The sequence below is a fragment of the Streptomyces sp. NPDC032198 genome (genome assembly GCF_040636975.1).
Taxonomy (GTDB): Bacteria; Actinomycetota; Actinomycetes; order Streptomycetales; family Streptomycetaceae; genus Streptomyces.
In genome coordinates, this window is sequence record NZ_JBEZVL010000002.1 from 117,618 (window position 1) to 127,808 (window position 10,191).

Genomic DNA, 10,191 nt, shown 5'->3' on the forward strand with positions numbered 1-10,191 from the left:
GCCGCCGGTCCGCCTACTGCTCCGCCCGCTCCGTCTGCCGGGGCCGCCCCGTGGCGGCGGCGACCGCGCCGGTCAGCCAAAGGAGGACGGCCACGACGACGGCCGACGTACTGGACGACGCGTGCAGCGACCAGGCCCACGGCTCCGGGGTGTTGTCGCTGTCCACGCCGAGCAGCAGCGTGGGGCCGAACATGCCGAGCGGCAGCAGCCAGGCGAGCCCGCTGCCGAAGAGGCGTGCGCTGATCATGCCGAGGCCGAGATAGCCCACGACGTTGCGGGCCGCCGAGCCGAACACCTCGGCGGTGGCGCCGGAGAGCAGCGGCAGCGCGCTGAGACCGAGCGCCAGGGCGAGCAGCACCAGCAGATAGCCGCCCCGCAGACGGCTCATCGGCTGGGCCGCGGTCTGCTCCAGGTCGGCCATCGGCGAGAACAGCGTGGTGGCGAGGACCACGGCGTGGGCCAGCGGCACGACCTCGGCCACCGGCACGCTGAAGTCGACGAGATAGCGGAACTCGGGCACCGCGACGCGCTGCCCCGCGAACGCGGTCGCCGCCAGGGCGATAAGGAGCGCGACACCGGTGGCCCGGGGCAGCCCACGGCAGCGTACGAACGCGATGGCGGCGCCCACCTGGGGATTCCTGGCCGCTTGGAGGCCCCTGACACGGCCCTTCACAGGGCTCACCGCGGCGGCTCCGGAACGGGGCGGCAGACGCGGATGTCCTCGGCCGCCGCCTCGATCCACGCGTCCTGCTTCGCGGCCGGGGCGCCGGTGATGCGGGCGAGGACGCGGCCGAACTTCTCGCCGTAGTACTCGCTGGGCGCTCCGGCGCGGGCGCGGATGACGGCTTCGAAGAGGAACGTGTCGGGGTAGCCGCCGGTCTCCTTGAGCAAGTGGGGCGCGCAGTCAGGGGACTTGGGCTGGGGCAGGGCCGCCGCGAACAGGGCGTCGGTCAGGTCGGCCTCGGTCTCCGCGGGCGTCATCAGGGACAGCTCGGCGCTGCGGCCCGCGGGCCGGTCGAGGCCGCTCGCGTAGAAGGCGCGGTTGAGTCCCTTCAGGTCGCCGAGCCGCTCATCGACGGTCTTCACGGCGGCGCGGGCCTTGGGCAGCAGATGGCGGTCCTCCGGCCAGAGGCACACCTTCGTACGGCCGCTTGAGGCGCAGAGCTGCCGCGCGGGCTGGGCCTTGCGCACCGCCCAGTACGAGTCGGGCCTCGGCGTGCGGAAGGCGACCAGCGTGCCGCCCGCGACGACGGCGGCCACGACGAGCGCCCCGAGGGCGAGGGGCCGCGGGGCGAGCGCCGCACGGCGCCGCAGCGCGGGCAGTGCGGTCAGGAGCAGGCCGAAGGCCAGGCACCAGGCGACGGCGATCAGCATGCGCGTCGTGTTGGGCTCGAACTCCGAGCTCCAGAACTCGTCTATCGCCGGGAACAGCTTGTCCAGCGGGGTGTCGGGGACGAACGCGACGAAGACGAAGAGCCCGTACCAGAAGATCCCGGCGAAGGGCGCGACCACGCGGGACGGCAGCGCCGAACCGATCGCGACCCCCACGGCGATCTCCAGGCCCATCATCCCGGCCCCGAGCAGCAGCGGCGTCCACGCGGGCTCGCTGACGTCGCTGACCCCCGCGGTCCGTGAGAACGCGACGGCCACCAGGACGGCGTACGCGAGCAGGGACCACAGCCACACCGCCAGCCACAGGAGCAGCGACTGCGACCAGCCGCCCCGGGCCGCGGTGTCCGCCCAGACCCTGGTCCTGTGCCGGAAGGCGCGGCCCGCTCCCCAGGCGGCCGCGGCGCTCATCACCGAGCCCATCACGATCACGGAGTAGAGCTGGACCTGCAGGCTGGTCTGCGTCCACCAGCCGATCCAGTCGCTCTCGTCGGGGCTCTCGGCGGTGAAGTAGTACACCCCGATCGCGCCCATGAGCGCGGCGGCCCACTTGGCCTCGCCGCGCCGCATCTCGGTCAGCAGCACGCGCATCAGATGGCCACCGCTTCCGTCCCCGCCAGGTGCAGATACCCGGCTTCCACGGCTCCCCCGTCGATCTCCTTGCCGTCCTCGCCGTCCGCCCCCGGCGCCCCCGCGCCCGGCAGCGCGCACAGCTCGGCGACCGTCCCCGTGAAGCGGACCGACCCTTCCAGGAGTACGGCGACCCGGTCGCACACGTGGGCGACGTCCTCGGCGAGGTGGGTGCTCATCACCACGGCGGCCCGTTCGCCCAACTCCTGGATCAGACCGCGGAATCCGACGCGCTGGGCCGGGTCGAGGCCGACGGTCGGTTCGTCGAGGAGCACCAGGGACGGTTCGTTGACCATGGCCTGGGCGATCCCGACGCGGCGCAGCATGCCGCCGGACAGTGCGCCCATCCTGCGGTCGGCGTGCTTCTCCATCTGTACGAGGCGCAGCGCGTCGCGGGCCCGCTCGCGCCGCTGAGCGGCGGGCACCTTGCGCAGCCAGGCCGCGTACTCGGTGAACTCCAGGACGGTGAAACGGGGATAGAACCCGAAGGACTGCGGGAGCACCCCGATCCGCTGCCGGATCCGCTGCACCCGCGCCCGGCCGGGCGCCTCGTCGCCGAGGAGGGTGACCGACCCGGACTTGGGTCTGCGTGCCGTGCTCAGAAGGGACAACAGGGTGCTCTTCCCCGCCCCGTTGGGGCCGAGCAGCCCGGTGACCCCGGAGGGAAACTCAAGCGATACGTCGTCGAGGGCGACCGTGGAGCCGTACTTGACGGTCACGGCGGTCACGGCCGCGACCGCCGCGACCGGCTGGGAGCCGGCCGCGGCGGTGCTGTTGCTGGTGGTCACGTGATTCCTGATCAGTTCTGGGCGTTCACGAATCAGTTCTGGGCGTTCACGTAACCGTAGGCCCGGCTGCCGGGAATCCCGGCCCAGGTGGCCTTGGTGTAGTACTTGCCACCCGTGCTGGTGCCCTTGTACGCACCACAGCCGTACGCCTGCTTGTAGCTGCGGGACGTGCTGGTGATCTTCGGGTCGGGGCGGAAGCTCTTGTCCTGGTAGATGTACGCGCTGAACGTCCTGGTGTCGTTCACCGGCACATCGCCGCAGACCTTGGCGTGGCCGCTGCTCTTGCCCTTCCAGCGGTCACCGTCTTCCTTGCTGCCCGCGGTGGCTATGGAGAACGGAAGCCTGCTTCCACTGATCTCCCCCGCGACCGCGCCCACGGTGGGCACGCCGATGGCAATCGCCGTCAGCGCCCCCACGACCGCGAGCTTGCGCTTCCCCGTGTACAACTTGCGCATCAATCCTCCAATTAAGCAGGACCTACTTGGTCGTTGATCACGCTATGTGTGGAATATGTGACTCCGGTGGCCAATGCTTCAGCTGTGCCGACGATCACATCTCCGGCCGGGTGCGGGGCGCCGTGGGGCGTCTGCGGGGGCACCCGGCCGGGGTGAACTACGGCCGCCCTCCCGCCCGATGAGCGGACCGGGCCCGCGCGCCCCGCGCGGGCTAGGATCCGGGGCATGGCTCTGACCGTGCAGGACGTCGACCGGTTCGAGGCGGCCATGCCCCGCCTTGAGGCCATCGCCTACCGCCTCCTCGGCTCGGCGAGCGACGCCGAGGACGCCGTACAGGACACCTTCCTGCGCTGGCAGGCCGCCGACGTCGACCACATCGAGGTCCCCGAGGCCTGGCTGACGAAGGTCCTCACCAACCTGTGCCTCAACCAGCTCACCTCGGCCCGCGCCCGCCGCGAGACCTACGTGGGCGAGTGGCTCCCCGAACCGCTGCTCGCCGGGGACCCGATGCTCGGCCCCGCGGACACCGCCGAGCAGCGCGAATCACTGTCGTACGCGGTCCTCAGGCTCATGGAGAGTCTCTCGCCCGACGAGCGCGTGGTGTACGTGCTGCGGGAGGCCTTCGGCTACCGGCACCGGGAGATCGCCGAGATTCTCGACATCACCGAGTCCGCGGGTCAGCAGCTTTTCCACCGCGCCAAGAAGCGCGTCGCGGAGGGCAAGACCCGTACCACCGAGTTCGACGAGGCCGCGGCCATGCGGATCGTCGAGGAGTTCCTCGCGGCCGCCACCAGCGGCCGGACCGAGCCGCTGGTGCGGCTGCTCACCGCGGACGCCGTCGCGATCGGCGACGGCGGCGGGAAGATCCCGGCCCGCGCCAAGGCGTTCGAGGGCGCCGTCGCGGTCGCGAAGTTCATGCGGGGCCTGTTCAAGCCGAGCGAGGCCAAGCGCGCCTACGTCGGCGGCTCCCCCGAGGCCCACATCACGACCGCCAACGGCGCCCCCGCCATCGTGGCGGTCATCGGCGGCCGGGTCGTCGGCATCATGTGCCTGGAGATCACCGCCGACGGCATCGCGGCGTTCCACAACCAGGTCAACCCCGACAAGCTCGAACGCGCGACCCGGCGGTGGGCGGAAACCGACCACGGTGAGCCCGCGCTGCGCGAGGCCTTCTGACCACGGGTGACACCTGCGCGATGCGGCTGTGACGTGGCTCACTTCGCGTTCCTGTCAGGAAACGGCGGGCTGCCCGGTTCAAGGGGCGCAACCCGCTGAAGAGCCGATGAAGAGCTGACAGGAGCCAGACCATGCAGCAGCACCAGACCACGCGGCAGCACCGCATCGTCGTCATCGGAGCCGGATACTCCGGAGCCATCGCCGCCGGACGCCTCGCCAAGCGGCTGCGCCGCGAGGACGTGGCCATCACCCTCGTCAACGCCGAGCCCGACTTCGTCGAGCGCGTCCGGATGCACCAGCTGACGGTCGGCCAGGACCTGGCGCCGCGCCCCTTCAGCGAGATGTTCGCGGGCACCGGCGTCGAGCTGAAGCTCGCCAAGGTCACCGCCGTCGACGTGGACGGCAAGACGGTCACGTTCACGAGCGGTGAGGCGGCCGAGGAACTTCCGTACGACACCCTGGTCTACGCCCTCGGCAGCGGCTGGAACGCGCAGGGCGTCCCCGGCACCGCCGAGCACGCCCATGAGATCGCGGGCCGCCCCGGAGCGCTCCGGCTGCGCGAGCGCCTGGCCGGCCTGGACGCCGGGGAGAGCGTGGTCGTCGTCGGCGGCGGCCTCACCGGCCTGGAGGCCGCGACCGAGATCGCCGAGGCCCGCCCCGACCTCGACGTCGCCCTCGCCGCCCGCGGCGAACTCGGCGACTGGCTCTCGCCCAAGGGCCGCGGCCACGTCCGGAAGGTCTTCGCCGGGCTCGGCATCACCGCACACGAGCAGGCCGCCGTCACCGGAGTCCGGGCGGACCACGTCACCACCGCCGACGGCGGGTCCATCCCGGCCGCGGTCACCGTATGGACCACCGGCTTCGCGGTGCACCCAATCGCGCGGGCCACCACCCTGGAGGTCACCGACAGCGGCCAGATCGTGGTGGACCGGACCATGCGCTCGGTCTCGCACCCGGACGTGTACGCGGTCGGCGACGCGGCCATGGCGATGGGCCCCGGCGACAAGCCGCTGCGGATGTCGTGCGCCACGGGCACCCCCATGGCCTGGCAGGCCGCCGACGCCATCGCGGCCCGCCTGACCGGCGGAAAGATCCCGAAGACGCCGCTCCGCTACTTCAACCAGTGCATCTCGCTGGGCCGCAGGAACGGACTGATCCAGTACGTCACCGCCGACGACCGCTCGGTCAAGGCGGCCCTGACGGGCAGGCTCGCCGCCCTCTACAAGGAACTGATCTGCAAGGGCGCGGCCTGGGCCGTCGCCCACCCAACGGTAGGAATGCCAACCCGCCCCCGCCCGATCACCCCCCAAGCGCAGCCCCAGCCCCACCCGACCACCCCGGCCAAGGCCACGGCCTGACCCGACAACGCAAAAGGCCCCCGGATGATCCGGGGGCCGTGGTCGTCAGCCTGGGTCTGCCCTCGCTGCCGTCACTCCGCATCATCATTTGGCCAGGGTCATGATCCTAAGGAACGACCTGGCTCAACCAGACGGCGTGACCGAGTACCACTCGCCGAACCACTGCTCGGCGCCGAACTCCTCGAACCGTTCCACCTCGGTGAACCCCAGCTTCTCCGCGAGGCGCATCGAGCGGTCGTTGGCGGTCTGGGTGCAGAGCACCACCGGCTCGCCGGGGAGTGCATCAGAGAACCAGTCGAGTGCTGCTGCACATGCCTCGGCGGCGTACCCCCGTCCCCACGCTTCCGGCAGGAACATGTAACCGAGCTCGGCCTCCCCGGCTTCCGGACGGAGGTGACCCGGACGCTCTGAATCGCGCCGATCGAGCGTGATCGAGCCGATCATCGCTCCGTCGAGATCGATCACGAAAAGGCCAGGGCGCCGACCGGGTATCTCAGGTAGCGCGCGTTCGAGCTCATCGCGCGGTCGAGGGCCACCGAGGTGAGTGCGCACCTCTGGCGATGCGAACAGTTCGATGAACGCCTCACGGTCTCGGGCCTCGGACTCGCGGAGCATGAGCCTGTCGGTCCTGATCAGGGCAGGTGGCCAGGCGACGGGTCCGAGTTCAGCCATGGCGGGCAACCTATCGCACGCCCGTGAGAGTGATCCGAAAGAGAAGACCTAGTCGTATTCGCGTAGGGCAGCCACCAACTCTGAGCCTTCTTTCGCTCCCCGTCGCTTCAACACGGCGGCCGTGGTGTGCAGCTCGTTCCACGAGTGCGGACGCCCGATGTCGGCGGCGTCGGGGACGCTCGCCACAGCCACTGACGCGGCTTGCGCAGACTCACCGACCCCGGCGAGCGCGTGCGCGAGGCAAGCGCGGTACCAAGTCTTGTCGCGTCGGTACTCGTCCGGCAGTGCGGCGAGCCCAACCGTGATCCGATCCACGGCCTCCCGCCAGTCACGCAAGTGCAGTGCCGCCATGCCACGCTGCAGGGTGAACCACGTCTCGTCGTAGAAGTACATCCAGACCGGCTCGTCCTCGGGGTGCTCGGACGCCCGGCGGATGAGCCCCTGCGCTTCATCAAGCAGGCGGTGCGCGTCGTCGGCCTCACCGTTGAGCGCGTGCCCTCGGGCGGCCATCTGTGCGGCCATGCCCTGCACTCCGAGCGAAGTGCCCGGCGCTGACCAGCGCGCCGCTTCCGCCAGGCGGACACACCTCGTTCCCCGGCCGCCGGACCACGCCATGTGTGCCTTCATGCTGAGCGTCGTGGCGGCCATGTTGGCGTCTCCCGCCTCCAGCGCCCACTCGTGCGAGCGGTCGTACCAAGCAAGGGCAGCGGCAGACTGCGCCTGGTCCTGGGCCATCCACGCGAGGAACTGCGCGTGTTCGGAGGCGAGTCGTACGACGCGGTCTGCGAGCGGGCCACGCGCCCCCGCGTAAAGGTCAACGACAGTCCGGAGTTGCTGACGCATCACCTCGACCAGCGGCCGTGACCCCATGTGGTCCTCGGCGCGACGGTGCTCGGCGAGGAGTCGGTCCAGCCAATCGAGAGTGGCTGCGTCGACCCGGTGGGAGGAGTCGACCACGCTCGTCACACGGGCCAATAGATCCTCATCCTGCGCGGCTCCCGGTAGCGAAAGCCCCGGAATCGGAGTCTCTGTCCGGCCTGCCTCTGCTGCTACGGCCTGGAGCTCGGCCGGAATCCTGAGCCCGGCCACGATGCGTTGCCGCACCTCGACGGAGGTGATGCGGCGGCGCTCCCGCTCGATGTCGGACACATCGGACTGGGCGAGACCGACCCGTTCCCCGAGCTTCGTCTGGCTCAGGCCGGTGAGCTTGCGGTACGTGCGAAAGACGGCGCCCCAGTCCTCGCTGGTGACCGCCGTGGCCAGCTGCGGGTGAGACCACAAGCTCTCGGGAGCTTCTCCCATATCTCCAATATAGGGCCGGTCTATAGGGCCATGGGATGGGATCAACAGGTGTTCGGCGCAAGGGTCTTGCTGAAGAAGGACCCCCGCGACCGTGGTGGACAGCCCGGGGGGCGTGGCCATCAACCCAGGAGGTTGACGACATGACTCAAGCTAGCGCGAGACTTCGAATGCCGGTCCTGCCGCACGGTACGGAGGTGACGGCGTGACGGTCACGACGCACGTGGCACGGCTGCTTCCTTGGGTGACTCCCGAAGGCAAGCCGTGCTACCTGTCCAGCGACGGCAACGGATACCTGGCCCGTGTGGCAGACAACATCGAGTCCGTTCAGCTCGGCATGGCAGATGACCTGCTGAGCCATGTCGACGAGTTGCTAGACGACAGCAAGGCCACTGCTGATCAGCTCCGGTTCGCGCTGTCCTGCATGAGCCAGTCCCTGCGTGACACGAAGCGGATCGCAGACAGCAGGGGCACACGGCTGCCCGTACCCGATGACGATCCTGGCCCGGTCGACGCGGAGGAGGACGATCTCGACGACGGGGACGGCCCACAGCTTCCGGCTGAGGCATTCGGATGAGCGCGGCCGGGGTCTCGCGCGGCATCTATCGCTTCGCCGAGTGGACGCTGAAAGCCGAACCGGAAGCGGCCGTGCGCCATGTCGGCAAGTGCCTCACCTGCTCAGAGCAATGCGTCGATACGGCGGCGGGAGACGACGCCCAACTGTGGTGTCTCAAGCACGCCGGGATCACTGGGCACGGCGGCTATGAACTGTCGGCGTCGCAACACTTCACCGCCAGCATGGCCGACCCGGCAGCGAATCCCCCATCAGCCTCGTGACCTGCCCGATTCTCGTCGGCTCGGGTAGACGCGCGCGTGCCCACGCGGCCGGCCGCAGCGGCTTTGGCCGGTGTCCGCTCACGGCCACGAAGACCCGCCGCTCCACACGTCGGCTCGCGCTGCCAGAGGAGTGCCGGACGGTATTACGGGCTCGCCGCGCTCAGCAGAGGGCCGACCGGCTGGCGGCCGGTGAGAAGTGGACGGCATCGGGTCTCGTGTTCACCACGCGCAACGGGACCCCGATCGAGCCCCGGAACCTGAACCGCGCCTTCAAGCCCCTGAGCAACCGGACGGGCATACGTCAGGTCCGCTTCCACGACCTTCGGCGCACCTGTGCCTCACTCCTGCACGAGCAGGGTGCCGACGCCCGGACGATCATGGAAGTCCTCGGGCACAGCTCCATCCGCGTGACGATGCTGCCGTCAACGCAAAAGCCAGAGGCCCTGGCGGTTACCCGCCAGGGCCTCTGGTCTGCTGTGCACTCGGCAGGATTCGAACCTGCAACCTTCTGATCCGTAGTCAGATGCTCTATCCGTTAAGCTACGAGTGCTTGATTTTTCTTTTTTCTGTCTTTGCTCCCCGGCCTTTCGGCCCGCTCGCGGCGACAGGAAGAACATTACATGACCGCCGCCGCCATGTGAAATCCATTGGCCACACCGCTTGCGACCTGCGGAAACGTGCCTCCCGAAGGAGGAACGCCGAAGCCCCGGTCCAGGGGACCGGGGCTTCGGGTCTTGCAGCGGAGGCGGAGGGATTTGAACCCTCGATGGGATGTAAGTCCCAAACCGCATTAGCAGTGCGGCGCCATAGACCGGACTAGGCGACGCCTCCAGCTTGCACACCTGCGCGAGCGCGGGTGGTGCGTGCAGATGATGACACAGCCGGGCGGCGTGTCACCAATCGCGGCTTCCACGGTACTAGTCGGGCGGCCCGCAGAGCAAAGCGTCTTTCCGCGCCCGCAACGTCGCGGCGTCAACGGCGTTAGACGCGGTAGAGCCCGTACGTGTTCGCGTACCCGGCATCCCGCACCCAGTGGAGCCCCGTCATGCTGCGCCGTCTCGTCCTCACCGCCGCCGCGTCCGTCGCCGCGCTGTCCGCCGCCCCCGTCGTCGCCCACGCCGACACGGGGCCCCTGCCCCTGCCGACGCCGGTCACCGGGCCGAGCCCCGACCGGCTCACGGTGACGGTCACCGATGCCGGGGACGGACGTGACGGAACGTTTGAGCTGGAATGCCACCCGACGGGCGGCACCCACCCGCAGGCGGAGGACGCGTGCGCGAGGCTCGACGAGGGCACCTGGGGCACCGACACCTTCGCGCCCACGCCGCCCGGCGCGAACTGCACCATGCAGTACGGCGGCCCCGCCACCGCGCACATCACCGGACACTGGCACGGGCGGCCCGTCGACGCGACGTACAACCGCAGCAACGGATGCGAGATCTCCCGGTGGAACAAGCTCGTCCCGGTGCTGCCCGACGCGAACGCCTGACGTCAGCGCCTGACACCGGCCGATCTGTTTTTGGCCACCCTTTGGTCCGGTTTCGGCCACGGTCGAATCCGGCTCGCCGCCACCTCCTCGTGACCAGG

The 10,191-nt window shown here is 69.9% G+C and carries 12 protein-coding genes and 2 tRNA genes; 6 read left to right on the top strand and 8 right to left on the bottom strand.

Features of this window, described 5'->3' with window-relative positions; translation table 11 throughout:
• Window positions 1-13: 13 nt before the first annotated feature.
• Genes AB0E78_RS05665 through AB0E78_RS05680 form a run of 4 tightly spaced genes read right to left on the bottom strand, consistent with a single transcriptional unit; the run spans window position 14 to window position 3,262 of the window.
• Window positions 14-628: a hypothetical protein gene (locus tag AB0E78_RS05665; RefSeq protein WP_361828740.1), complete on the bottom strand. Its 615-nt coding sequence runs from the start codon at window positions 626-628 to the stop codon at window positions 14-16.
• A gap of 50 nt (window positions 629-678) precedes the next feature.
• The gene (locus tag AB0E78_RS05670; protein WP_361828742.1) at window positions 679-1,980 is read right to left on the bottom strand and encodes a hypothetical protein; all 1,302 of its coding nucleotides are present in this window, start codon (window positions 1,978-1,980) and stop codon (window positions 679-681) included.
• Window positions 1,980-2,807: an ATP-binding cassette domain-containing protein gene (locus AB0E78_RS05675; protein ID WP_361828744.1), complete on the bottom strand. Its 828-nt coding sequence runs from the start codon at window positions 2,805-2,807 to the stop codon at window positions 1,980-1,982. The genes AB0E78_RS05670 and AB0E78_RS05675 overlap by 1 nt, the downstream gene beginning before the upstream one ends.
• A 32-nt stretch (window positions 2,808-2,839) precedes the next feature.
• Window positions 2,840-3,262: a hypothetical protein gene (locus AB0E78_RS05680; RefSeq protein WP_361828745.1), complete on the bottom strand. Its 423-nt coding sequence runs from the start codon at window positions 3,260-3,262 to the stop codon at window positions 2,840-2,842.
• A 225-nt stretch (window positions 3,263-3,487) separates the two neighbouring features.
• Here AB0E78_RS05680 and sigJ point away from each other — a divergent pair, with 225 nt between their 5' ends.
• Together sigJ and AB0E78_RS05690 are read left to right on the top strand one after the other, a co-directional pair.
• Window positions 3,488-4,438: an RNA polymerase sigma factor SigJ gene (sigJ, locus tag AB0E78_RS05685; RefSeq protein WP_361828746.1), complete on the top strand. Its 951-nt coding sequence runs from the start codon at window positions 3,488-3,490 to the stop codon at window positions 4,436-4,438.
• 131 nt (window positions 4,439-4,569) lie between these two features.
• Window positions 4,570-5,796, top strand: coding sequence for an FAD-dependent oxidoreductase (locus AB0E78_RS05690; protein WP_361828748.1), 1,227 nt, complete (start codon window positions 4,570-4,572; stop codon window positions 5,794-5,796).
• A 123-nt stretch (window positions 5,797-5,919) separates the two neighbouring features.
• Here AB0E78_RS05690 and AB0E78_RS05695 read toward each other — a convergent pair whose 3' ends face one another.
• The gene (locus AB0E78_RS05695) at window positions 5,920-6,468 is read right to left on the bottom strand and encodes a GNAT family N-acetyltransferase (RefSeq protein WP_361828750.1); all 549 of its coding nucleotides are present in this window, start codon (window positions 6,466-6,468) and stop codon (window positions 5,920-5,922) included.
• 48 nt (window positions 6,469-6,516) lie between these two features.
• A complete protein-coding gene (locus AB0E78_RS05700; protein WP_361828751.1) occupies window positions 6,517-7,770 on the bottom strand; it encodes a helix-turn-helix transcriptional regulator in 1,254 nt (417 codons plus the stop codon).
• A 202-nt stretch (window positions 7,771-7,972) separates the two neighbouring features.
• Here AB0E78_RS05700 and AB0E78_RS05705 point away from each other — a divergent pair, with 202 nt between their 5' ends.
• The 3 genes from AB0E78_RS05705 to AB0E78_RS05715 are packed head-to-tail and all read left to right on the top strand — an operon-like array spanning window position 7,973 to window position 9,116.
• On the top strand, window positions 7,973-8,344 hold the full coding sequence (locus tag AB0E78_RS05705) for a hypothetical protein (protein WP_361828753.1): 372 nt from the start codon (window positions 7,973-7,975) through the stop codon (window positions 8,342-8,344).
• Window positions 8,341-8,604, top strand: a complete 264-nt coding sequence (locus AB0E78_RS05710) for a hypothetical protein (protein WP_361828755.1) — start codon at window positions 8,341-8,343, stop codon at window positions 8,602-8,604. The genes AB0E78_RS05705 and AB0E78_RS05710 overlap by 4 nt, the downstream gene beginning before the upstream one ends.
• Window positions 8,601-9,116 (top strand): site-specific integrase, encoded by a 516-nt coding sequence (locus AB0E78_RS05715; RefSeq protein WP_361828757.1) that lies wholly within the window; start codon window positions 8,601-8,603, stop codon window positions 9,114-9,116. Before AB0E78_RS05710 ends, AB0E78_RS05715 begins: the two co-directional genes overlap by 4 nt.
• Here the strand turns inward: AB0E78_RS05715 and AB0E78_RS05720 are convergent.
• Window positions 9,082-9,154, bottom strand: a tRNA-Arg gene (locus tag AB0E78_RS05720). The genes AB0E78_RS05715 and AB0E78_RS05720 overlap by 35 nt on opposite strands.
• Before the next feature lie 190 nt (window positions 9,155-9,344).
• A tRNA-Ser gene (locus tag AB0E78_RS05725) sits at window positions 9,345-9,435 on the bottom strand.
• Window positions 9,436-9,607: 172 nt separating this feature from the next.
• On the opposite strand from AB0E78_RS05725, the gene AB0E78_RS05730 reads away from it, so the two are divergent.
• Entirely contained in the window at window positions 9,608-10,093 is a 486-nt protein-coding gene (locus tag AB0E78_RS05730; RefSeq protein WP_361828759.1) for an SSI family serine proteinase inhibitor, read from the top strand.
• Window positions 10,094-10,191: the final 98 nt, after the last annotated feature.